Genomic DNA, 23804 nt, shown 5'->3' with positions numbered 1-23804 from the left:
CCCGCGACCGCAGGAACCCGTCAGGGACGCCAACCGGTCCTGGCGGCCCACTCCTCCGCCCGGAGGTGTTCCTCGTCGAACCACGGGTCCTTCGCCGTCGCGTATGCGCCGCTGTCCGGCGCGGACGCCACCAGATCCCGTTTGAACACCAGGTACGCGGCCCGCTGGTCAGGGTCGGCACGCAGATGGTCACGCATCAACAGGGCGTACCGCCAGCCGGGTGATCCGGTCACCCGCAGATGCAGATGCACCGGTCTGGCCGGGTCGGCACTACCGTGCAACCGTTTCTCCCATCGACCGCTGCCGGCTGGTCGTGGGGTGTCCCACCAGTCACCGGGCAGCCGGGGGAAACCGGCCTGCGCCAGTCGCTCGGCCAACACACCGTCGGCGTCGGTCAGGGACGGCACACTGAGCTGGATGTCGAGGACGTCCTTGGCGGCCAGTCCGGTCACCGCGGTCGAACCGATGTGGTCGATCCGCAGGTCGGCGGGGGCAACCGCGTGCCGGATCCGGTCCGCCAACCGGCCGTACTGCTGCGGCCAGGCCGGATTCGGATCGACGAGCGCCACCCGGCCGTCCGGCGCCGCCCGGTTGTGACGCACATTCTCCTCGAAGGGCACCAGTCGGTCGCGCCAGAGCGCGTCAACCTCCCTGTGCAGGTCGGTCAAGGTGCCTTCGTTGGTCAACAGCACGTCCGCCGCCGCTGCCCGGCGGGCGTCGTCGGCCTGAGCGGCGATCCGGCGCTGCGCCTCGACCCGGCTCATCCCCCGGTCCCGGGCCAGCCGCGCCAACCGCGTCTGCACCTCCGTCCGCACCACGACCACCAGGTGGTAGGCCGGCGCCAGTCCCACCTCGACCAGCAACGGGACATCGTTGAGGACCACGGCGTCCGGCGGGGCAGCAGCGGTCAGTTCCACCGTTCGAGCCCGGACCCGACCGTGGATGATCGCCTCCAGCCGGCGCCGGGCCGACTCGTCGGCGAACACCAACTCACCCATGGCTGCCCGGTCCAGCGCCCCCCCGGCATCCAACACCCGGTCGGAGAAGACCGCCACGATCTCGGCGAGACCGTCGGTGCCGGGCGCGACGACCTCCCGGGCCAGCTGATCGGCATCGATGAGCACCGCGCCCCGCTCGACCAGCCGCGCCGCCACCGCGCTTTTGCCTGAACCGATTCCGCCGGTCAACCCCACTTTCAGCACGGCACCCAGTCAACCCGATCATCGGCAACGTGCCAACCGGACGCCCGGGACGGCGCGACGGCGAAGGTTCACCCGTGGCCGGTAGTTGGCGGGGCCCGCCGACGGCGCGGGCCCCGCCCCGACCCGGGGATCCGGGTCGGGGCGGGGCCCGTTACGTCAGCCGACAGATCCAGCTCGCGGCGCGATGATTGACACGCCGCCGCTGGAGGTGTCGCAGGTTCACTTACCGCCGGCGAGCTTCTCCCGCAGTGCGGCGAGCGCCTCGTCGGTGGCCAGCGTGCCTGCCGGCTCCTCGGCCTGCCGGCTCGGCGCCGCGCTGGTCGAGGTGGTGGTCCCGCTGCTGGCGGGAGCCGGCTGCGGGTTGGCAGCGGCCTCGGCCTCGGCGGCCCGGGAGGTCTGCACCTGCTTCTGGTGCGCCTCCCAGCGCTGCCGTGCCTCGGCGTACTGGTTCTCCCAGGTCTCGCGCTGCTTGTCGTACCCCTCGAGCCACTCGCCCGTCTCCGGGTCGAAGCCCTCGGGGTAGATGTAGTTACCCTCGGTGTCGTAGGTCGCGGCCATGCCGTAGAGGGTCGGGTCGAAGTGCTCCTCGCCCTCGACGAAGCCCTCGTTGGCCTGCTTGAGCGACAACGAGATCCGGCGGCGCTCCAGGTCGATGTCGATGACCTTGACCATGACCTCGGAGCCGACCTGAACGACCTGCTCGGGGATCTCCACGTGACGCTCGGCCAACTCGGAGATGTGGACCAGACCCTCGATGCCGTCGTCCACCCGGACGAAAGCACCGAACGGCACCAGCTTGGTGACCTTGCCCGGCACGATCTGCTGGATGGCGTGGGTGCGGGCGAACTGACGCCACGGGTCTTCCTGGGTCGCCTTCAGCGACAGCGACACCCGCTCGCGGTCCAGGTCGACGTCGAGGACCTCGACCTCGACCTCCTGGCCGACCTCGACGACCTCGGAAGGGTGGTCGATGTGCTTCCAGGACAGCTCGGAGACGTGCACCAGGCCGTCCACGCCACCCAGGTCGACGAACGCGCCGAAGTTGACGATCGACGAGACGACGCCCTTGCGGACCTGCCCCTTCTGGAGCTTGTTGAGGAACTCGGTGCGCACCTCGGACTGCGTCTGCTCCAGCCAGGCCCGGCGGGACAGCACCACGTTGTTGCGGTTCTTGTCCAGCTCGATGATCTTGGCTTCGAGCTCGCGGCCGACGTACGGCTGCAGGTCACGCACCCGCCGCATCTCGACCAGGGAGGCCGGCAGGAAGCCGCGCAGCCCGATGTCGAGGATGAGGCCACCCTTGACCACCTCGATGACCGAACCACGAACGACGCCGTCCTCGTCCTTGATCTTCTCGATCGTGCCCCAGGCCCGCTCGTACTGTGCCCGCTTCTTGGAGAGGATCAGCCGACCCTCCTTGTCCTCCTTCTGGAGGACAAGGGCCTCGATGTGGTCGCCTACCGAGACGACCTCTGCCGGGTCAACGTCGTGCTTGATCGACAACTCCCGAGAGGGAATGACACCCTCGGTCTTGTAGCCGATGTCGAGCAGGACCTCGTCCCGATCGACCTTGACGACGGTGCCTTCGACAATGTCGCCGTCGTTGAAGTACTTGATGGTCTCGTCGATCGCGGCGAGGAAAGCCTCCTCGGAGCCGAGATCGTCGACGGTGACCTTGGTGGCGCTCGAGGGGGCCTCGATGCTGCTCGTCATGTGGGCGGTTGCTCCGGTCGGATGGTGTGTCACAGCAGGCTGGTGTCGCGGTGACCTGTGCGCGCCAACGGATCCGTCGGCGGGCCCACCTGGAAATCGCTGAACGAGATCTTGATGTGACTCCGCCGACCGCGCACCTGCTCCCTGCCGAGGCACACGATCCGCGAGCGCATCGTCTACCCTACCTGCTGCATTACCACAGCGTGCAAGGCCTCCCGTCTACTCGTCGGCGCACCAGCCGCCAAAGCGGAGATTTCGACCAGACGCGGCCCGACCGGGTGACGCGCCTCCGAATGTTGGAGGTCGGCTGCGGCGCGGCGTCCTGCTCACGTTGGCCGGCCCCCAGGGCGCCCGGCCGGTCGTGGTGGACCTGCTGCGGCCGGGCGGCCGGTGGGTCTTCTCGGCCACCGATCCGACCAAGTGGGTATGATCCCACTACTTCAAAGATTCCTGTTCACGCCCGATGCCACGGCCGCATGACGTGCCGCCCTGGGTCGCAGACTGGGTCATCAGGTGGTGGGACGCCGAGCCACGAAGATGGCCGTGCCCGGGAACAACCGGCCGCGCAGAGGACTCCATTGGCCCCAGATCTCTTCGTGTCCCGGTGGCCACTCCGGTTCAACCACATCACGGAGGATGAAGCCGGCGGCTGTCAGCTCTCGGACGCGATCACCGAAGGTGCGGTGTGCCTCGATGTAGGTCGGTACACCCGCCGAGTCCTCTTCGACGTAGGGGCGGCGGTCAAAGTAGGAGTGGACTGCCAACAGACCACCCTCGCCGGGGTCGTCCAGAAAAATCCAGCGCATCGGGTGAGTGACGGCAAAGATCCACGACCCGCCGGGGCGGAGCACCCGGAAGACCTCGCGCATCAGGGCTTCGGAGTCTGCGACGAACGGAACGGCCCCGAACGCGGTGTGCACCATGTCGAACGTGCCCGCCCTGAACGGGAGCGCCAGTGCGTCAGCTTGCACGAGCGGTACATGTACGCCTGAGCGGTCGGCGGCCAGCCTGGCGTGTCTCAGCATGCCGGCAGACAGATCCAGCGCCGTCACGTCTGCCCCTTGACCGACCAGCCATCGGGAGCCCGCAGCCGCGCCACAGCCCAATTCCAGTAGCCGAGCACCTTCGACGTCACCGAGCAGTCGCACGTCCGCTTCGCGTAGACCCTCGGGGCACCAGACAAGGTCGACGTCTCCGAGGAACGCGCCGTGTTCCTCCTGGTAGTTGTCCGCATCGCGGTCCCACCAACGGCGACTCGCAGCTCTACCCTCATCACCCGACACCGTGCGGCGGGTCACGGCGGGCTCGGCGTGGGGCGGCTGGTCGTTCATCCTGGTAACGGTACGGATCGCGGCGATCGGCACGACAGCTGGTGTCGAGGAGGATCAGCGGCGGCCAGGTGACCGGCAGTACGGTGTCGCCCTCCCGGCGGCAGCGTCCCCCCGGCGGGCGGTACGCGGCGTCGGCGTTTCCACCGGCGGGCCCCGGGTACGCGGGCTCCATGGCCGACGACGAGCAGACCTACCGGGAGTTCACCGAAGCGGTGAACATGAAGCCCGCTGAGCTGGCCGCCTGGCTGGAGAGCGAGGAGTCCAAGCGGGTCGGCTGGCACAAGGGCGGCCAGTCCGGCGGCGGCGAATCGGTCGGGCACGAGTCGGGCCGGCGGATCGTCGACCTGCTACGCCGCAAGCGCGACCAGCTCAACGCCGCCGACTACCAGCACATGCGCAAGGTGACCGGCTACGTACACCGCCACATGGCACAGCGTCCCTCCGGCGACGTGCGGGACACGAAGTGGCGCTGGTCTCTGATGAACTGGGGCCACGACCCGCTGATCGAGCGGTCGTGACCCGTCGGCCCGGGTCAGTGGTCGGCGCTGTTCCAGTCGCGGCCGTCACCCACCGACACCTCCAGCGGCACCGACAGCGGGTACGCACCACCCATCTCCCGCCGGACCAGTTCCTCGAGCACCGTCCGCTCGCCAGGCGCGACCTCGAAGACCAGCTCGTCGTGCACCTGGAGCAGCATCCGGGAGCGCAGTCCGGCGTCGCGCAGCGCGGTGTCGACGTGCAGCATGGCCACCTTGATGATGTCCGCCGCGGAACCCTGGATCGGGGCGTTGAGCGCCATTCGCTCGGCCATCTCGCGCCGTTGCCGGTTGTCGCTGACCAGGTCGGGCAGGTAGCGCCGCCGGCCGAGGATGGTGGAGGTGTAGCCGTCCTGGCGGGCTCGGGCAACGATCTCTTGGAGGTAGTCCCGGACACCGCCGAACCCGGCGAAGTAGTTCTCCATCAACCCGCGTGCCTCCTCGGCGCTGATGCCGAGCTGCTGGGACAGACCGAAGGCGCTCAGCCCGTACGCCAGGCCGTAGTTCATCGCCTTGATCTTGCGCCGCTGGTCCGGGGTGACCTCGGCGAGCGGCACGGTGAAGACCGACGAGGCCGTCGCGGCGTGGAAGTCGGCACCGGAGTTGAACGCCTGGATCAACGCCTCGTCGGCCGAGAGGTGCGCCATGATCCGCATCTCGATCTGGCTGTAGTCGGCGGTGAGCAGGCAATCGTAGCCCTCCCCCACCACGAAGGCGCGACGGATCCGCCGTCCCTCCTCGGTGCGGATGGGGATGTTCTGCAGGTTGGGCTCGGTGGAGGAGAGCCGACCGGTGGCAGCCACCGTCTGGTTGAAAGTGGTGTGGATGCGCCCGTCGTCGGAAACCGACTTGAGCAGCCCGTCCACCGTCGACTTGAGCTTGGCCACGTCTCGGTGCCGCAGCAGGTGAGCCAGCACCGGGTGCGGGTGTTGAGCGTAGAGCCACTGCAGCGCGTCGGCGTCGGTGGTGTAACCCGTCTTGATCCGCTTGGTCTTGGGCAGGTTCAGCTCACCGAAGAGGATTTCCTGCAACTGCTTGGGTGAGCCGAGGTTGAACTCCCGCCCCACCGCCTCGTACGCACCCTGCGCCGCGGCCTTGACCTCAGCGGCGAAGTGCGCCTCCAGTTCCGTCAGGTAGTCGGTGTCCGCGGCGATGCCGGTGCGCTCCAACTGGGCGAGCACCCGCATCAGCGGCAACTCCACACCGGCCATCAACCGGGCGGACTGCTCCCCGTCGCGGGACAGCTCCGCGTCGATGGCGTCGGCCAGGTCAAGGGTGGCACGGGCATGGAGCATGAGGTTCTGCTCGGCCGCACCGTCGCCGCCGAGCCCGTCCAGGGTCAACTGGCCGGTCTCCGGGGCGTCGACCCGAAGCTCCCGGTGCAGGTAGCGCAGCGCCAGGTCGGTCAGGTCGTAGGAGCGCTGGTCGGGGCGGGCCAGGTAGGCGGCGATCTGGGTGTCGCGCGAGATACCGGCGAGCGCCCAGCCGTGCGCGGCGAAGGCGAGCACGGCGGGTTTGCTGTCGTGCAGCACCTTCCGCCGGGTGTCGTCACCCAGCCACGCCGCAAGCGCCGCGTCGTCGCTGGCGTCCAACTGCCCCGGGTCGAACCAGGCCGCCGTGCCGTCGCCGGTGGCGAGCGCCATCCCGGTGACGGTCGCGGTGTGCCGGCGGTTCGGGCCGGTGTCGAGCTTGACCGCGACGCCGACACTGGTCCCGGCCGGCGCCTGCGTCTCCAGCCAGCCCGCGAGCGCACCGGGAGCGGTCAGCACCTCGCCGGCCAGGTCGAAACCCGACTCCGCCTCCGGTTCGACCGCTTCGAGGTACTGGTAGAGGCGGTCCCGCAGGATGCGGAACTGGAGGGTGTCGAAGACCTGGTGCACGGCCTCCCGGTCCCAACCCTGCCAGCGGGTTTCCTCGGGGCGCAACGGCAGCTCAAGATCCGCGACCAGACGGTTGATCTCGTAGTTGCGGATCACGTCGGCGAGCCGTTCGCGCAGGCTGTCGCCCGCCTTGCCCTTGATCTCGTCAGCGCGGGCGATGACGCCCTCCACCCCACCGTAAGTGTTGATCCACTTCGCTGCGGTCTTCGGGCCGACGCCGGGGATACCGGGGAGGTTGTCACTGGTCTCACCGACCAGGGCGGCCAGGTCGCGGTAGCGGCCGGGCGGAACACCGTACTTGGCCTCGATCGCCGCCGGGTCCATCCGCGCCAGGTCGGAGACACCCTTGCGCGGGTAGAGGACGGTGATCTGCTCGTCGACGAGTTGGAAGGCGTCCCGGTCACCGGTGCAGACGAGCACGGGCATGCCCTGGTCGCGGGCCCGGCAGGCCAGCGTGGCGATGACGTCGTCGGCCTCGAAGCCCTCCTTCTCCACCACCGGCACCCGAAGCGCCGCCAGGACCTCCTTCACCAGGCTGACCTGGCCTTTGAAGTCAGCAGGAGTCTCACTGCGACCCGCCTTGTACTCGGCGTACCGCTCGGTGCGGAAAGAGCGACGGGACACGTCGAAGGCGACGACGATATGGGTGGGCTGCTCGTCGCGCAGCACGTTGATCAACATCGAGGTGAAGCCGTAGACCGCGTTCGTCGGCTGCCCGGTCGTGGTGGAGAAGTTCTCCACCGGCAGAGCGAAGAACGCCCGGTATGCCAGGGAGTGTCCGTCGACGAGAAGCAGGCGCGGGGTCGTAGCTGTCACGGCTGCGACTCTAGTCCGTACCGCCGACAGCGATCGCCCCGACATGGCCGGCCCGCAGCAGGTGACGATCCGACCGAACCGCAGCTCATGGCCGAGCGGAGGCTTCGTGCGGGGCCACCGGACCGGACACCGACCCGGCAGGCACGTCGAGGCCGGGCCGCAACAGCACAGACCGGCCGGTGATCGCCACCGGCCGGTCCGCGACGCCACTCAGGCCACGCCCAGGTACGCCTCCTTGACCGACGGGTCGTGCAGCAGATCCTGCCCGGTGCCCTCCTTGACGATCCGGCCGGTCTCCAGCACGTACCCGCGGTGGGCACGGGAGAGCGCCTGCTGCGCGTTCTGCTCCACCAACAGGATCGTGGTGCCCTGCTGGTTGATCTCCGTGATGATGTCGAAGATCTGCTGGATGATCATCGGAGCGAGACCCATCGACGGCTCGTCCAGCAGCAGCAGCTTGGGCCGACTCATCAGCGCCCGGCCCACCGCGAGCATCTGCTGCTCACCGCCGGAGAGCGTGCCGCCATGCTGGCGACGCCGCTCGGCCAGCCGGGGGAACAGCGCGAACACCCGTTCGAGGTCGGCGGCGATCCCGGCGTGGTCCCGCCGGGTGTACGCCCCCATGTCCAGATTGTCCAGCACCGTCATACCCGGGAAGATGCCGCGTCCCTCGGGTGCCTGGCAGATACCCCGCCGAACCCGCAGGTCGGCCCGGAGGCTGGTGATGTCTTCACCGTTGAACCGGATCGACCCCAGAGCCACCGGCCGGAGCCCGGAGATGGCCCGCATCGTGCTCGACTTCCCGGCACCGTTGGCGCCGATGAGCGCCACCACCTCGCCTTCCTCGACGTGCAGGCTGATGCCGTGCAGCGCCTCGATCCGGCCGTAGCGCAGCGTCAGGTCGTTGATCTCAAGCAGCATCTGCGGGCTCCCCCAGGTAGGCCGCGATCACCTTCGGGTCGTCCCGCACCTCGGCGGGGGAACCCTCAGCGATTTTCTTGCCGAACTCCAGGACCACGATCCGGTCGGTGACCCCCATGACGAGCCGCATGTCGTGCTCGATGAGCAGGACCGTGAACCCCCGCTCCCGGATCTTGCGGATCAGGTCGAGCAGCTCCTCCTTCTCCGCCGGGTTGAACCCGGCGGCCGGCTCGTCCAGGCAGAGCAGCTTCGGCTCCGTCGCCAGGGCACGGGCGATCTCCAGCCGCCGCTGGTAGCCGTACGGGAGGTTACGTGCCAGGTCGTTGGCCCGGTCGACGATACCCACGAACCGCAGCAGCTCCAGCGCCTTCCGCTCGCCGGCACGCTCCTCGAGCGTGTGCCGGGAGATGCCGAACACCTGCGCCGACGACCGGCGAACCTGCTGCCAGAACCGCACCAGCCCGTTCGTCGAGTCGACCACGGGCAACTCCTCCGGCGCGGGCTTGACGCGGTAGAGCCGGAACAGTGCCCCGATCACGCTCGTGCGGTGCCGAGAATCAGCACCCACCAGCACGTTCTCCAAGGCGGTCATCTCTGGGAAGAGCCGAATGTTCTGGAACGTCCGGGCGATGCCCATCCGGTTGATCCGGTGCGGCTTCCGGCCGCTCACCTGCTGCCCGTCGAACCGGACCTGACCCGAGGTCGGCCGGTAGACACCCGTCATCGCGTTGAAGCAGGTGGTCTTGCCGGCCCCGTTCGGGCCGATCAGCCCGATGATCTCGCCCTTGTAGATCTGGAAACTCAGGTCGTCGAGCGCCACCACACCGCCGAAACGGAGCGTGACCTTATCCACCTCGAGCAACACCTCACGTGCAGTGGCATCCTCGGGCGACGTCATCTGCTTAGGCAACATTGACGGCAGCCTCCTTCGCCCGGTCCTGCAACTCCCGCGTTCGTCGCCGGCTCGGCAGGAGACCCTGCGGGCGCAGCAGCATGATGAGCACCAGCGCCAGCCCGAAGGCGAGGACCCGGTACTCCGAGAAGTCCCGGAACCGCTCCGGCAGGTAGGCGAGCAGGAACGCACCGAGCGCCACACCCGCCATGTTGCCGGATCCGCCGACCACCACCATCGCGACGAACAGGATGGAAAGCTGGACGTTGAACGTCTCCGGCTGGATGAAAGCCGACCGGCTGGCGAAGAGCAGTCCGGACAACCCGCCCAGGGCGGCGCCGATGGCGAACGCCCACAGCTTGAACTTGAACGGGTACACGCCCATCACCGCGGCGGCGTCCTCGTCCTCCCGGATGGCCAGCCACGACCGCCCGACCCGGCTGTGCTCCAGCCGGCGCACCAGCAGAACCATCAGCAACACCACGGTGAGCGCCAACCAGTACCAGGGCTCGATCTTGAGTAGCCCGAACACGTTGTTGTCGGCCGACGGTGGCCCCTCCGGACCCGGAATACCCGCGACGCCCTGCGCCTGACCGGCCCACCCCGAGTTCTTGGCCACGATCCGGATGATCTCACCGAAGCCCAGCGTCACGATTGCCAGGTAGTCGCCCCGCAGCCGCAACGTCGGCCAGCCGAGCAGGACACCGGCGACCAGGGAGAAGGCCAGCGCGATCGGGATGCAGACCGCCCAGGCGACCGCCCACTCCTCGGACAAACCGAACTGCCGCTGCAGCGACTGCACGACCGGCGACTGGGTCGACCCGAACAGCGCGACGCTGTAGGCGCCCACCGCGTAGAAGCCGACATAGCCGAGGTCGAGCAGACCGGCCAGGCCGATCACCACGTTGAGCCCGATCGCGACAAGCACGTACAGGGCGCACACGAAGAGCACCCCGGCCCAGTTCGAGCCGCCGGCGATGGAGTCGGTCCGGAACCAGTCGAGGCCGGGGATGATCAGGTTCGTCCCGGGGATGTCACCCAGGAACGGCAGGTAGTAGAGGAACGCGATCCCCGCGAGAAACGTCAGCACACGCTGCCAGCGGGGCAGCGCACGCCAGCGGTCGGCCATGCCACCCATGGCGTGTCGGCGCCGCTCGTTGAACTGTCGCAGTGCCTGTGTCATGCCCTCGCCTTCCCGAGAGACTCACCGAGCAGACCGGTCGGGCGGAAGATCAGCACCACCACGAGCACCACGAAGGCGGCCACGTCCTCCCAGGTCGACCGAGTCAGCGTCGCGGCGTATACCTCGATGACACCGAGCAGCAGGCCACCGAGCAGCGCGCCGCGCAGGTTTCCGATGCCACCGAGCACCGCGGCGGTGAACGCCTTGAGCCCGATCACGAAACCGATGTCGAACTTGGTGATCCCGTACCGCATGTTCCACAGCAGGGCGGCCGCACCAGCCATCAGTCCACCCAGGACGAAGACGAGCATGATCACCCGGTCCTGGTGCACCCCCATCAGCGCCGCGGTGTCCGGGTTCTGCGCCACGGCGCGTACCCCTCGGCCGTACCGGGTCCGGTTGATGAACTGGTCCAGCCCGTAGAGCATCACCAGGGCCGACACCACCATGATGATCTGCACATTGGTGATGTTGGCGCCGGCCACCGAAAGCACCGTCTCCTGCTTCAGCATCGCCGGGATCCCGATCACGAGCCGGTTCTCGCTGAAACCGCGCCCCGAGAAGAACCCCGCCATCCACAGCGCGTAGATCTCCACCAGGACCAGCGAGACACCGATGGCAGTGATCAGGAAGATCAACGGTGGCGCGTTCATCCGACGGAGCCGCCGGTAGGCGATCCGCTCGACCGTCAACGCGGTGGCACCGGACGCCGCCGCGCCGACAAGCAGACCGATGAGCAGATAGACGATCGCCATACCGATCGAGGGTGTGTCGGTGACCCCGAGCAGCGACCAGGTACCGAGAATCGCGAACGTGCCGACCATGAAGATCTCGGAGTGCGCGAAGTTGATCAGACGAAGCACACCGTAGACGAGGGTGTACCCCAGTGCGACGAGGGCGTAGATGGCCCCTTTGGACAACCCGTCCACTGTGTGCTGGGCCAGGTTGCCGAACAAGGCATCGAAATTCACGGGTTTCTCCCTTGGCACCGTGACGCGGCCGGGGAAAAGCCCCCGGCCGCGCTACGGTCATCCTGGCTCAGCTGAGCTTGATCTCCTGCTGGGCCGTGATCGTGCCACCCTCGATCTCGTAGGCCCAGATCACCACCCGGGACTTGTCCACGTCACCGGTCGGGTCGAACTTGAGGTACTTCGAGACGCCCTCCTTGTCGTAGGCGTCCACCCACTCCATCAGGTCCTTCCGCGTGGTCTTGCCCTCGGCCAGACCCTCGATCAGCACCTGCGCGGCGTCGAAGCCCTCAGCACCGTAGGAACCCGGAGCCGAGCCGTACTCCTTCTCGTAGTCCGCCGAGAAGGTGCCACCGGCCTTGTCCGGCGGCAGGCACGGGCAGGTCACGACCGCACCCTCGGCACCGGTGCCGGCACCGGACGGGAAAGCCGGGTCGTACAGACCGTCGAAGCCGAGGAAGGTCGCCGTGATACCGGCCTCCCGCATCTGCTTCAGCAGCGGGGCCGCCTCGTTGGTGTAGCCGCCGTAGGCGACCGCGTCCGGCGCCGCAGCCTTGATCTTCGAAATGGTGGCGGCGAAGTTGACCTGCTTCTCCTGGACCTGGTCGGTGCCAGCGGCCAGGTCACCGAGAGCCTTGGTCAGCTCGTTGGCGATACCGGCACCGTAGGTGGTGCCGTCGTTGATCACGAAAACCTTCTTGGCCTGCGCCACGTCCCGGAAGTAGACGGCAGCGGCGGCACCCTGGGTGGCGTCGTTACCGACCACCCGGTGGAACGCCTTGTTGTCGCCGGCGGTCAGCTCGATCGCCGTCGCCGACGGGCTCACCATCACCATTCCGGCGGCCTCGTAGACGTCCATCGTCGCCTTGGTCTCACCCGAGAACGCGCCACCGATGACGCCCAGGAAGGACTCGTCACCGACGACCTGGTTGGCGACCGGCGTGGCCTGCGTCGGGTCACCCTGGGTGTCGAATTCCTGCAGGGTGACCTGGCAGTCCGCGTTCGCCTCGTTGTGCTGCTTCACAGCGAGCTTGGCACCGTTGAGCGACGGGATCACCAGCCCGGAGTTCGGGCCGCTGAAGGCACCGAAGATGGCCAGCTTGCCACCACAGGTACCGTCGCCGCCAGCTTCGCTGTCGCCCTCCGACGCCTGGCAGCCCGCCGCGGCAAACAGGGCTGCCGCCAGCCCGACGGCGCCCAGCGCCCGTACGTACTTTCGCCTCACGGCTATTGACCTCCTCCAGATACAGGCATCGGGCGCACCCGGGGCAGCGTCGCCGGCCAGCTCGGCGGCCACCACCCAGGCGTGAATCCGCTCACCTGCGTTACGGCTCGTGATGGCGGAGCGTACTGCGTCCGTAAACAGTCTCGGAAGACCCGTGAGCCACGCTTGCCAAACCGTTACGAACACAAGCGCCGATGCGACCACTCCCGTCACAGCACCGCCCCGTGCTCAGCCGACCAACTCAGAGAGCCCGAAGACCGCACCGCCTGCCCCGTCGTCCAGCACCACCAGCAGCCGTCCCGGCGCTCCGAACACCGCCACCGAGCTGACCGGCCCCGCCGGTACCGCCTTCGGCAACGCCACCGGACGCCACGAGTCACCGCGGTCCGCCGAACTCCACACCGCATGCCGGGCACCGTCGTTCACCACCGCCACCAGCTGGCCGTCGAGAACCGTCAGCCCGCGTACGGCGGGCACCCCGGACGACGCGGCCGTACCGAACCCCGCCACCGGCTCCCAGCCACCCGCCCCGGCCCGCCAACCGCCGAAAGCGCGACCGCGCAGGCCGACCGCCAGGGGTACGCCGTCGACCCGGACCACCCGCTGCATCTCGTCGTACTCGTCGGTGCCCGGCACGGGCACCCGCTGCCAACGCCGTCCGTCCGTGGAGCGCCAGGCCAGCGGGTCCCGATCGATGCGACCGGGAGCGATAACCCCGCCCACCGCCACCCAGCCGCCGGGCACCGCCGTCGCGTCGAACAACCAGGTGGCCCCTCGCTCGTCGGTCGCCAGATCGGGCACGCCCTCGATGATCTCGAAGCTGCCCGCTGTCACGGAGAGCCAGACCGCCGCACCGCTGACCCGGTTCCCCACGATCATGAAACCGGTTCCGCCAGCCACCATCCGCGCCACGTTGACCGCCTGAGGACCGCCGTAGAGCTCGAACCCGGCCAGGACCTCGACGAGCGCACCGTCCGCCCGCCGTACCCAGCTACTCACCCGTGGATTCGCGTGGGCACCGCCACTCTTCGCACCCAGTGCCGCGAACCGGCCGTCCCGGCAGGCCCCCGAGTACAGGACGTGCTGTCGTCCGTAGTAGGAGTCCGCCACGATCCGTACCGGCTCCCAGGACACCCCGTCGGCACTCGTCCAGGCCGCCGGCCGGGTCGCATCGTCGGGCCCGCCGATCGCACCGACGACGAACCAACGTCCATCGCACGCGGTGACGTCCCGGAGCATCAACCGGCCCGGTGCGCCTGATGGAGCGGGCAGAGCCAGCTCCTGCCAGTCCGGGTGTACCGGCTGCGACGCCCGCTCGTCCGGTCCCGGCGCGCCGAGCCGACAGCCCGGCACCAGCAGCAGCGAGATCACGACCAGTGCGGCGGTACGCGCCAGAGCGGGAGCGACGGCACCGCGTGGGCGGGTTACGGCGTCGACTCCTCCTCGGCGCATGCCTGATGGTATCGACGTCACCGCCGGACGGAGGCCCCGCCGTCGTGCGGTCCCGGGCGGAGCTACTGGGCCGGCTCGGCGACCTCACCGCCGGTGGTCTCGGCGAGGATCCGCTCGGCGACCTCCTTCATGGTCATCCGGTGGTCCATCGCAGTGCGCTGGATCCACTTGAACGCCTGCGGCTCACTCATGTTGTACGTGGTCATCAGCGCACCCTTGGCGCGCTCGACGGTCTTGCGGACCTCCAGCCGGTCGGTCAGCCCCGCGACCTCGGCCTCCAGCACGGCGATCTCCGAGTAGCGGGACAGGGCGATCTCCACCGCCGGCACCAGGTCGCTTTTCTGGAAGGGCTTGACCAGGTACGCCATCGCGCCGGCCGCGCGGGCCCGCTCCACCAGGTCCCGCTGGCTGAACGCGGTCAGAATGATCACCGGGGCGATCCGGGCTCCGGCGATCCGTTCGGCGGCCGCCAACCCATCCATGATCGGCATCTTGATGTCGAGGATCACCAGATCGGGCTTGAGTTCCTCGGCCAGTCGGATCGCGGCCTCGCCGTCACCGGCCTCGCCGACCACCTCGTAGCCCTCTTCGACAAGCATCTCAGCCAGGTCCAGCCGGATCAGCGCTTCGTCCTCGGCGATCAGTACCCGCCTGCGCGCGGCATCCGTCTGCGTCTCGGCCACGAGCCACTCCCACCATCGTTTCCGGCACGGCTACCACCCATGCTCCCGCACGAGCGTAGTCGGGTACAGTAAGCCCCACCCGCCGGGATGGTGGAACGGCATACACGGAAGTCTCAAACACTTCTGCCCGAAAGGGCTTGCGGGTTCGAATCCCGCTCCCGGCACTTCCGCCCTACATGGGTCCGATGACGGCGGTGTGAGTCCTCCCGCAATTCGGCAGGACAACTCGCGGGATCAGTTCGCGGCGAGTGCGTTCGCCAGGTCGGCGCGTAGATCCTCCGGGTCCTCCAGGCCGACGGAGAGGCGCAACAGTCCACCGTCGGGTTTGGCCTCCGTCTCGACGGGGCGGTGGGTCAGCGACGCCGGGTGCTGAATGAGCGTGTCGACGCCACCGAGTGAGACGGCATGGGTGATCAGCCGGCAGGCGTCGGCGACCGCTGCGGCGGCGGGTGCGCCGCCGCGTACCTCGAAGGCGAGGAGGCTGCCGGGCCCGGACATCTGCCGGCCGACGAGCCCGGCGGGGTCGTTCACGGTGGGGTGGTGGACCCGCAGCACGGCCGGGTGACCGGCGAGCCAGCGGGCGAGTTTCTCCGCGCCGGCCTGCTGGGCGCGCACCCGCAGCGGCAGTGTCTGGAGGCCGCGGTGCAGCAGGTACGCCCCGAGAGGGTGCAGGATCGCGCCGGTGAGCGCCCGGATCTGGCGCAACCGACCGGCCCACTCCGTGTCACACGCGATCACGCCGGCGAGGACGTCGCCGTGACCACCGATGCTCTTGGTGGCGCTGTGCAGCACCAGCCGGGCACCGTGGCGGGTGGGCTGCTGCAGTACCGGGGTGGCGACGGTGTTGTCGATCAGCAGGGGAACCTCGCCGGCGGCGTCGGCGAGGGCGGTGATGTCGATCAGGTCGAGGGTCGGGTTGGCGGGCGTCTCGGCGATCACCAGGGCGGTGTCGGGGCGGACGGCGGCAGCGACGGTGTGGGGGTGGGCCCAGGTGACCTCGGTGCCGAGCAGTCCGGTGGCGAGCACGTGGTCGGTGCCGCCGTAGAGGGGTCGGACCCCGACCAGGTGCCGACGGCCGTCGTGGGTGGCGGCGAGGACAGCTGCGGTGAGGGCGGCCATGCCGCTGGCGTAGGCGACGGCTTCCTCGGTGCCCTCCAGTTCGGCGAGGGCGGTTTCGAAGCGGGCCACGGTCGGGTTCCACAGCCGTTGGTAGACGGCGCTGCCGCCGGTCGGGAGCGTGCCGCCGGTGGCGAGGGTTTCGTAGGCGTCGCCGCCGGCGTCGACCGAGGGCAGTGGGTTCGTGGTGGACAGGTCGATCGGCGGCACGTGTACGCCGAGGGCGGCGAGGTCGTCGCGGCCGGCGTGTACGGCTCGGGTGTCCACCGTCGTCATGGCGAAAGAATCGAACATCTCACCCCGCTGAGGCAATACTTCAGAATATTGTTCGCAATAATCGCTTTCGCTGCCGGAGGTGTTCGGCGGAGAATGCCGGCATGCCCCTCGCATCGAACGATGTTCGGCCCTTCAAGGCCCTCGACGACACCGACCGGGCCATCCTGACCGAGCTGGCCGGTGACGGTCGGCTACCGAACAATGCCCTGGCCGAACGGGTGGGGGTGGCACCGTCGACCTGCCTGGCGCGCACCCGCGCGTTGCGGGAGTCCGGGGCGATCCGGGGCTTCCACGCCGAGGTGCATCCGGCGGCGTTGGGGTTGCCGTTGCAGGCGCTGGTGTCGGTACGGCTGACCGAGCACGCGCGGGCGGCGGTGGACGCGTTCCGGGCCCGTTCGGTACGTCTGCCGGGGGTGGTGTCGGTGTTCCACGTGGCCGGCGCGGAGGATTACGTGCTGCACGTGCGGGCGGCCTCGGCAGAGGCGTTGCGCGATTTCGTGCTGGATCATCTGGCGGTGGATCCGGCGGTGCAGCACACCCAGACCAGCCTGATCTTCGAGCAGGCTCGCGGGTCGGGTTGATCACGTCGCCGGCCGGTGCGGGAACAGAACCGGCGTACACCGGGTTGGGAAGCCGTGTGATCGACGTTCCGTTGTCTGTCCTCGACCTCGCCCCCGTTGCCGCCGGTGCCTGCGCCGGTGAGGCGTTGCGGCACACCACCGAGCTGGCGCGGCGCACCGACGAGCTGGGCTACCACCGGTTCTGGGTGGCCGAGCACCACAACATGCCGGCTATCGCGTCCTCGGCGCCGGCGGTGCTCATCGCGCACCTGGCCGCACACACCACCGACATCCGGCTCGGTTCGGGTGGGGTGATGCTGCCCAACCACGCGCCGCTGGTGGTAGCCGAGCAGTTCGGCACCCTGGAAGCGCTGCATCCGGGGCGCATCGACCTGGGCATCGGCCGTGCTCCGGGCACCGATCAGGTGACCGCGTTGGCGCTGCGCCGGACGATGGAGGGCCTGTCGGCCGAGGGTTTCCCCCAGGAACTGAAGGATCTGATGGGGTACTTCGACGAGACGGCGACGGGTCGGATCACCGCGAACCCGGGGCGTGGGCAGCGCCCGGCGGTGTGGTTGTTGGGTTCGAGCGGGTTCAGTGCCCAGTTGGCTGGCGCGCTCGGCCTGCCGTTCTCCTTCGCGCATCACTTCAGCGCACGGAGCACGTTGCCGGCGCTGGCGCTGTACCGGCAGAGTTTCCGCCCGTCGCGCTGGCTGGAGCGGCCGTACGCGATGGTTGCGGTGAACGCGGTGTGTGCGGAGTCCGACGAGCATGCCGAGTGGCTGGCCGGGCCGGCCGGGTTGTCGTTCCTGCGGTTGCGGTCGGGGCGGCCGGAGCCCCTCGCGACACCAGAAGAGGCGGCGGCGTACCCGTACACCGATCTCGAGCGGGAGTTCCTGGCACAACGTCGGCAGGGTCAGGCGAGCGGTTCACCGCAGACGGTACGCCGGCAGTTGGACGAGCTGCTGGCCAGCACCGGCGCGGACGAGCTGATGTTGACCTCGTTCGTGTACGACGTCGCCGACCGGATGCGTTCGTTCGAGTTGATCGCGACCGAGGTGGCCGGCGGCCTACGGCGCTGACGCGGTGGACCGCGACGGACCGGGAGCACGGTGGCCCAGGTCACAGCACCTCCGGGCATCGCGAAACACGATCTTCACGGCAGCGTCACCCTCGCGACGCGGAGCCCGCCTAGCTTGGTATCCGGTGGTGGTACGGCACTCCTCGGTCGGGACGGGTCGGGGGTGCCGCGGTGTGGGGCACCGGGCCGCAGTTGTGCGGATTCCGCGATTGCGGCCCGGTGCCTTTTCCTCTGTCTACCGCTTGGTCGGTGCGCCGGTCAACTGTCTACCGCTTGGTCGGTCCGCCGATCAACGTAGGTGGATACCGGGAGTGGGTGGCGTGGTCATGCCGTCGCCAAGGAAAAAGCTCGGGTGCGGCGGTTGGTGACGCGGTAGCCGACGCGACAGCCGGCGGCGGCGACCGAGGCGGTGAGGGTGGTCAACACGCCGGCGGCAACTACCGCAGTGGCAGTGGCCGCGGCGAGCAGGGCCGCCCGGTGCGGTGGCCGCACGGCTGCCGGCCGGGCCACCCGCCCGAGGTGAGCCGATCGAGGCAGTCCTCGCCGACCTGAACAAACTGGTCACGCCCGGGCTCACCCACTGGCAGCATCCAGGCTTCTTCGGCTTCTTCCCGGCCAACACCTCGGGCCCGAGCGTGCTCGGCGACCTGGTGAGTGCCGGGCTGGGCGTACAGGGCATGCTCTGGGCCACCGGGCCAGCCTGCACCGAGTTGGAGACGGCACTGCTCGACTGGCTCGCCGACCTACTGGACCTGCCGGCCCGGTTCCGCTCCGCCGGCAGCGGCGGCGGCGTCATCCAGGACTCGGCCTCCTCAGCCACCCTGGTGGCCACCCTGGTCGCGCTGCACCGCGCCGCCGACGGGCGGTGGCGCCAGGTCGGCGTGGACCGCCGCTACCGGGTGTACGCCTCGACGGAGGCACACTCGTCGGTGGAGAAGGCCGCCCGGATCGCGGGACTGGGTGCCGACGGAGTACGCCTGATCGAGGCGGATCCGGTGACCCGGGCGATGTCGCCGGTGGCACTGCGTGCCGCGATCGAGGCGGACCGGGCTGCCGGGGTGGTCCCCGCCCTGGTGGTGGCCACCGTCGGCACCACGTCCACCACGGCGGTGGACCCGCTGCCGGAGATCGGCCCGGTCTGCGCCGAGCACGGTGTCTTCCTGCACGTCGACGCCGCGTACGCGGGCGCGGCGGCGGTCTGCCCGGAGCTGCGGTTCGGCCACGCGGGCCTGGAGTACGCCGACTCGTACTGTTTCGATCCGCACAAGTGGCTGCTCACCGGCTTCGACTGCGACGCGTTCTGGGTGGCTGACGCCGGTGAACTGGTCGAGGCGTTGACGGTGCTGCCGGAGTACCTGCGCAACGCGGCGAGCGAATCCGGTGCGGTGATCGACTACCGGGACTGGCAGGTGCCGCTGGGCCGGCGGTTCCGCGCCCTGAAACTGTGGTTCGTGCTGCGTTGGTACGGCGTCGAGGGACTGCGCGAGCACATCCGTGCAGGGGTGTCGCTGGCCGCCGGGTTCGCCGCGCGGGTCCGCGCCGACGAGCGGTTCGAGCTGGTCGCCGAGCACCCGTACGCGCTCGTCTGTTTCCGGCTGCGCGGCCCGGACGAACCGAACGAGCGGCTGTTGGCGGCGGTGAACGCCTCCGGCCGGGTCTACCTGACCCACACCCGGGTCGACGGACGACACACCCTGCGGCTGTCCGTCGGCGCCCCGCAGACCACTCGGGCACATGTCGACGAGGCGTGGACGCTGATCTCAGCGGGCGCGGCAGCCGTACGCCGAGAGACGTGATCCCCCACGGCAACTGCGTCGATCGCGGGATCGTGGCCGTCCACCCGGCGCGTCAGGGACAACCACCTCGTGGTCAGCGGGGATCAGTGCCGGCGGCCACGCCCGCCCCCACCGACTCGACCGGGACGTCGGCCGGTGCGGAGGTCGGCGGCAGGTCGTCCGTCGCAAGGGCGGCGGCGAGGGCCCGCTCGCGGCGGGTACGCAGCAACACCCGAACCGCAAGCGTCAGGGCAGCGATCCATCCGGCGCCCAGCATCAGGTAGACGATCACCGGCAGGGAGCCACCGAGGTCCACCGTGCGGATCAGGACCCGGGCGTTCGTCAGGACGATCACGCCGCCGACCGCCGCGCCGAGCAGTTGGGCCGGCACGATACGCACCAGCCAGGCCGCTACCGGAGCGGCGATCAGGCCACCGGCGAGCAGCGCGAGCACGATCGGCAGCAGGAAGCCCTCGGTGCCCAGACCGATCAGGAAGCCGAGGCTGGCAGCGGACGCCACGACGAACTCCGAGGTGTCCACCGAGCCGATCACCTTGCGCGGCTCCATCCGGCCGCTGACCAGCAGCGCCGGGGTGGCCACCGGCCCCCATCCGCCACCGCCGGTGGCGTCGACGAAGCCGGCGACGAGGCCGAGCGGGCCGAGGAAACGCCCGCGCAGTCGGCCTGCGGCCGGGTTCCGGCGCAGCGGCCGGGAAAACCGGATGAGCAGGTACGCGCCGAGCGTGAACAGGATCGCGGCCATCCATGGTGCGGCCGACTCGGTGGACAGCGCACTGAGGAAGGTGGCACCGGCGAACGCGCCGAGCGCGCCGGGCAACGCGATACGGCGCACCACCCGCCAGTCGACGTTGCCGAACCGCCAGTGCGCCGTGCCTGCGGCGAGGGTGGTGCCGATCTCGGCCAGGTGCACCGAGGCGGAGGCGGCTGCCGGTGCGACGCCGGCCAGGAGCAGCAGCGTGGAGGAGGTCAACCCGTACGCCATGCCGAGGGAACCATCGACCAGTTGCGCGGCGAGCCCCACCAGCGCGATCACGAGCAGCTTGCGCACGACGCCTCCCGATTAAGCGGCATCTCCTATCGACTTGGTCGAGAATGCGGCATCGGTCGCCCTCCGGTCAAGCCCACGATCAGTCAGTGAGACGACAGCCGCGCCACGGCCGGGCGCAACGACGGAACCGGCACCAGGTGCCGTCAGCTCCAGGCTCCCGGGTCGGCAACCAGTTCGCTGACCGGCTCCGGCAGATCACCCCGGGCCACGTCGGCGACGGTGACCAGTTCGAGGATCTGCCGTTCGCTGGCCCGCAGGGCGATCCAGACCTCCTGCAACGCACGGGCTGCACCCTGGTAACCGAGATGTTCTGGCCGCTGGCCGCGGATGTGGGCCAGCGGCCCGTCGATCGCCCGGATCACCTCGGCCAGGCAGATCTCCTCAGCCGGCCGGGCCAACCAGTAGCCGCCCTCCGGCCCGCGCTGAGCCTGCACCACCCCGGCACGACGCAGTTGCAGCAGGATGCTCTCCAGGAACTTCGGCGGAATCTGTTGCGCCCGTGCGATCTGGTCGGCGGTGACCGGGCGACCTCGCCCCACCCCGGTCACCGAGGCCAGTTCGGCAACCGCGCGAAGGGCATAATCCACCCGGGCTGAGAGACGCATGCCGGACAGGTTAACCGTCCCGTACCCGGGCGTTAACCAGGCGGCCCACTGAACGCAATCCCGGCAACCGCCTTAGTCGCCGACGCGGCGCAGCAGGCCCTCCTGCACGGCGCTGGCGATCTGACTGCCGGACAGGGTGAACATGCGGCCGGTCGCCAGCCCCCGCGCTCCGGAGGCCGACGGACTCCAGCAGTCGTAGAGGAACCACTCGTCGGCCCGGAACGGCCGATGGAACCACAGGGCATGGTCCAGGCTCGCGCCGACCACGCCACCCGGTCCCCACACCTCGCCGTGCACCGAGAGCACCGAGTCGAGCAGGGTCAGGTCTGACGCGTAGGTCAGGGCGCAGGCATGCAGCAACGGATCATCGGGCAACTTGCCGTCGATACGCATCCACACCCGCTGGTGCGGGTCCGCCGGACGGTCCCCGGGGCGCACCCACCCGGGTTCACCGACGTAGCGTACGTCGATCGGCCGGGGAATCTGCCCCCAGATACCCAGCCGCTCCGGGTACCGGGACAGCCGGTCGCTCATCGTCGGCACCGACTCGGGCCCGGGCACGTCCGGCGGGACGGGGGCGTGATGATCGAGCCCTTCCTCCGGCCGCTGGAACGAGGCGGACATGAAGAAGATGGGCTCGCCGTGCTGAAGCGCGACCGATCGGCGCACCGAGAACGAGCGGCCGTCGCGGACGTTCTCCACCTCGTACTCGATCGACTCGACCGGATCACCGGCACGCACGAAGTAGCCGTGCAGAGAGTGGACCACCCGCTCCGGATCGACGGTGCGGCCGGCGGCCACCAGGGCCTGACCGGCGACCTGGCCGCCGTACACCCGTTGCGGGCCGACCGGCGGACTCATTCCCCGAAACGACATGGCGCCGGTCGGAGCCAGGTCCAGCACTTCCAGCAGATGGTCGACGGCGGCCTGACCGACAAGGACGCCGTCGGTCACTGCAGGGCCCGCGCGGTGGCGGCGTCGACGAGCGAGCCGAGCTGGTGCACCCGCAGCGTGTTCGTCGAGCCCGGGCTGCCGGGTGGGCTGCCCGCCACGATCACCACGTAGTCGCCGGGGTTGCCCCGGTTCAGCCCGAGCAGCGCCTGGTCGACCTGGCGGAACATGTCGTCGGTGTGCTGCACGAACGGCATCAGGAAGGTCTCCACCCCCCAGGAGAGGGCGAGCTGCGCCCGCACCTCGGGCACCGGGGTGAAGGCAAGCAGCGGCAGGTCGCAGTGCAGTCGGCTGAGTCGGCGCACGGTGTCACCGGTCTGGGAGAACGCGACGAGCGCCTTGGCGCCGATGGCCCGGGCGATCGACGAGGCCGCCACGGTGAGCGCACCGCCGTGCGTGCGTGGATCGTGCTGAAGGCGGGGCACCAGGATGGATCCGGCCTCGGTGGTGCTGACGATCTTGGACATGGTGCTGACCGTGAGCACCGGATACTTGCCGACGCTCGTCTCGCCGGAGAGCATCACGGCATCGGCACCGTCGAGGACCGCGTTAGCCACGTCGGATGCCTCGGCACGGGTCGGCCGCGAATTCTCGATCATGGAGTCGAGCATCTGGGTGGCCACGATGACCGGCTTGGCGTTCTCCCGACACAACTGCACCGCGCGCTTCTGCACCAACGGCACCTCGTCGAGGGGCAGTTCCACGCCGAGGTCGCCGCGGGCCACCATGACCCCGTCGAAGGCCAGCACGATCGCTTCCAGGTGGTCGACCGCCTCCGGCTTCTCGACCTTCGCGAGCACCGGACGGTGCACGCCGACCTCACTCATGATCGAGTGGCACAGCTTGATGTCGTCGGCGGAGCGGACGAAGGACAAGGCCACCAGGTCGACACCGAGGCCGAGCGCGAAGCGCAGGTCAGCGGCGTCCTTCTCCGACAGGGCGGGTACGCTCACCGCCACGTTGGGCAGCGAGACACCCTTGTTGTTGCTGACCGGCCCACCCTCGGTGACCAGCACCCGAATGTCGTTGCCGGTGACGTCGGTGACCTCGACGGCGACCCGACCGTCGTCGATCAGCAGCCGGTCACCGGGCTTGACCTCCTGGGGCAGCTTGCGGTATGTGCAGGACACCCGCTCCTTGCTACCCACGATGTCGTCACCGGTGATCACCACGGAGTCGCCGGTACGCCACTCGTGCGGCCCGTCGGCGAACCGACCCAGCCGGATCTTGGGCCCCTGGAGGTCGGCCAGGATCGCCACCGGCTGACCCGCCGCCTCGGCCGCCTCCCGGACGAGCCGGTAGACCGACTCGTGGTCGGCGTGGCTACCGTGACTGAAGTTGAGCCTCGCCACGTTCATGCCGGCTTCGACGAGCCCACGGATGCGCTCGGGCGACGAGGTGGCAGGGCCAAGAGTACAGACGATCTTCGCGCGGCGTGTCACGCCCATCAGGCTAGTCTCTCCTCCGGATCGGACCACCGGCCGACCCCTTGCGCAGCGGGGAACTGGTGTCCAACGGCGCGCGACTCAGGCGCGCAGCCGGTGAGCGTGGGACGCTCCGGACGTCGAT

Annotated in this window: 20 protein-coding genes and 1 tRNA gene; 5 read left to right on the top strand and 16 right to left on the bottom strand. The window is 69.4% G+C overall.

Features of this window, described 5'->3' with window-relative positions; genetic code table 11:
• Nucleotides 1-20: 20 nt before the first annotated feature.
• The 3 genes from coaE to HCA58_RS04025 all read right to left on the bottom strand — a co-directional run bounded on the left by coaE (nt 21) and on the right by HCA58_RS04025 (nt 4246).
• On the bottom strand, nt 21-1202 hold the full coding sequence (gene coaE, locus HCA58_RS04035) for a dephospho-CoA kinase (RefSeq protein WP_169596381.1): 1182 nt from the start codon (nt 1200-1202) through the stop codon (nt 21-23).
• A 219-nt stretch (nt 1203-1421) separates the two neighbouring features.
• Complete coding sequence (gene rpsA / locus HCA58_RS04030; RefSeq protein ID WP_169596380.1) at nt 1422-2915, bottom strand: 30S ribosomal protein S1; 1494 nt, start codon at nt 2913-2915, stop codon at nt 1422-1424.
• Nucleotides 2916-3424: 509 nt separating this feature from the next.
• Nucleotides 3425-4246, bottom strand: coding sequence for a class I SAM-dependent methyltransferase (locus HCA58_RS04025; protein WP_169596379.1), 822 nt, complete (start codon nt 4244-4246; stop codon nt 3425-3427).
• Nucleotides 4247-4416: 170 nt separating this feature from the next.
• Here HCA58_RS04025 and HCA58_RS04020 point away from each other — a divergent pair, with 170 nt between their 5' ends.
• Nucleotides 4417-4764, top strand: a complete 348-nt coding sequence (locus HCA58_RS04020) for a DUF3140 domain-containing protein (protein ID WP_169596378.1) — start codon at nt 4417-4419, stop codon at nt 4762-4764.
• Nucleotides 4765-4778: 14 nt separating this feature from the next.
• Here the strand turns inward: HCA58_RS04020 and polA are convergent, their stop codons facing one another.
• The 8 genes from polA to HCA58_RS03980 all read right to left on the bottom strand — a co-directional run bounded on the left by polA (nt 4779) and on the right by HCA58_RS03980 (nt 14802).
• A complete protein-coding gene (polA, locus tag HCA58_RS04015) occupies nt 4779-7478 on the bottom strand; it encodes a DNA polymerase I (protein WP_169596377.1) in 2700 nt (899 codons plus the stop codon).
• Between the two features lie 210 nt (nt 7479-7688).
• A complete protein-coding gene (locus HCA58_RS04010) occupies nt 7689-8399 on the bottom strand; it encodes an ABC transporter ATP-binding protein (protein ID WP_169596376.1) in 711 nt (236 codons plus the stop codon).
• Nucleotides 8389-9312 carry an ABC transporter ATP-binding protein gene (locus tag HCA58_RS04005; RefSeq protein ID WP_205807505.1) on the bottom strand — a complete coding sequence of 308 codons (924 nt, stop codon included), beginning with the start codon at nt 9310-9312 and terminating at the stop codon, nt 8389-8391. Before HCA58_RS04005 ends, HCA58_RS04010 begins: the two co-directional genes overlap by 11 nt.
• Nucleotides 9302-10474, bottom strand: coding sequence for a branched-chain amino acid ABC transporter permease (locus HCA58_RS04000; protein WP_169596374.1), 1173 nt, complete (start codon nt 10472-10474; stop codon nt 9302-9304). The genes HCA58_RS04005 and HCA58_RS04000 overlap by 11 nt, the downstream gene beginning before the upstream one ends.
• Nucleotides 10471-11445, bottom strand: a complete 975-nt coding sequence (locus HCA58_RS03995; protein WP_169596373.1) for a branched-chain amino acid ABC transporter permease — start codon at nt 11443-11445, stop codon at nt 10471-10473. Before HCA58_RS03995 ends, HCA58_RS04000 begins: the two co-directional genes overlap by 4 nt.
• A gap of 67 nt (nt 11446-11512) precedes the next feature.
• On the bottom strand, nt 11513-12667 hold the full coding sequence (locus tag HCA58_RS03990) for a branched-chain amino acid ABC transporter substrate-binding protein (protein WP_169596372.1): 1155 nt from the start codon (nt 12665-12667) through the stop codon (nt 11513-11515).
• Nucleotides 12668-12895: 228 nt separating this feature from the next.
• Nucleotides 12896-14119: a hypothetical protein gene (locus HCA58_RS03985; RefSeq protein ID WP_169596371.1), complete on the bottom strand. Its 1224-nt coding sequence runs from the start codon at nt 14117-14119 to the stop codon at nt 12896-12898.
• A gap of 62 nt (nt 14120-14181) precedes the next feature.
• Complete coding sequence (locus HCA58_RS03980; RefSeq protein WP_169596370.1) at nt 14182-14802, bottom strand: response regulator; 621 nt, start codon at nt 14800-14802, stop codon at nt 14182-14184.
• An 81-nt stretch (nt 14803-14883) separates the two neighbouring features.
• Between HCA58_RS03980 and HCA58_RS03975 the strand changes: the two genes are divergently transcribed.
• A tRNA-Leu gene (locus HCA58_RS03975) sits at nt 14884-14966 on the top strand.
• 70 nt (nt 14967-15036) lie between these two features.
• On the opposite strand, the gene HCA58_RS03970 is transcribed toward HCA58_RS03975, so the two are convergent.
• Nucleotides 15037-16212 (bottom strand): PLP-dependent aspartate aminotransferase family protein, encoded by a 1176-nt coding sequence (locus HCA58_RS03970; protein WP_169596369.1) that lies wholly within the window; start codon nt 16210-16212, stop codon nt 15037-15039.
• 83 nt (nt 16213-16295) lie between these two features.
• Here HCA58_RS03970 and HCA58_RS03965 point away from each other — a divergent pair, with 83 nt between their 5' ends.
• The 3 genes from HCA58_RS03965 to HCA58_RS03955 all read left to right on the top strand — a co-directional run bounded on the left by HCA58_RS03965 (nt 16296) and on the right by HCA58_RS03955 (nt 19631).
• Nucleotides 16296-16775, top strand: a complete 480-nt coding sequence (locus tag HCA58_RS03965) for an Lrp/AsnC family transcriptional regulator (RefSeq protein ID WP_169596368.1) — start codon at nt 16296-16298, stop codon at nt 16773-16775.
• Between the two features lie 56 nt (nt 16776-16831).
• Nucleotides 16832-17836, top strand: a complete 1005-nt coding sequence (locus tag HCA58_RS03960; protein ID WP_346775860.1) for an LLM class flavin-dependent oxidoreductase — start codon at nt 16832-16834, stop codon at nt 17834-17836.
• Nucleotides 17837-18317: 481 nt separating this feature from the next.
• Complete coding sequence (locus HCA58_RS03955) at nt 18318-19631, top strand: pyridoxal-dependent decarboxylase (RefSeq protein ID WP_169596366.1); 1314 nt, start codon at nt 18318-18320, stop codon at nt 19629-19631.
• Between the two features lie 73 nt (nt 19632-19704).
• On the opposite strand, the gene HCA58_RS03950 is transcribed toward HCA58_RS03955, so the two are convergent.
• The 4 genes from HCA58_RS03950 to pyk form a co-directional block, all read right to left on the bottom strand.
• Entirely contained in the window at nt 19705-20679 is a 975-nt protein-coding gene (locus tag HCA58_RS03950; RefSeq protein ID WP_169596365.1) for a sulfite exporter TauE/SafE family protein, read from the bottom strand.
• A 143-nt stretch (nt 20680-20822) separates the two neighbouring features.
• The gene (locus HCA58_RS03945) at nt 20823-21284 is read right to left on the bottom strand and encodes an Rrf2 family transcriptional regulator (protein ID WP_169596364.1); all 462 of its coding nucleotides are present in this window, start codon (nt 21282-21284) and stop codon (nt 20823-20825) included.
• 72 nt (nt 21285-21356) lie between these two features.
• The gene (locus tag HCA58_RS03940) at nt 21357-22238 is read right to left on the bottom strand and encodes an acyl-CoA thioesterase II (protein ID WP_169596363.1); all 882 of its coding nucleotides are present in this window, start codon (nt 22236-22238) and stop codon (nt 21357-21359) included.
• Nucleotides 22235-23683 (bottom strand): pyruvate kinase, encoded by a 1449-nt coding sequence (pyk, locus tag HCA58_RS03935; protein ID WP_169596362.1) that lies wholly within the window; start codon nt 23681-23683, stop codon nt 22235-22237. Before pyk ends, HCA58_RS03940 begins: the two co-directional genes overlap by 4 nt.
• Nucleotides 23684-23804: the final 121 nt, after the last annotated feature.

This window comes from Micromonospora sp. HNM0581, from assembly GCF_012726175.1.
Taxonomy (GTDB): domain Bacteria; phylum Actinomycetota; class Actinomycetes; order Mycobacteriales; family Micromonosporaceae; genus Micromonospora.
The sequence above is the reverse complement of the archived record's forward strand: the minus strand, read 5'-3'. Positions and strand labels throughout refer to the sequence as shown.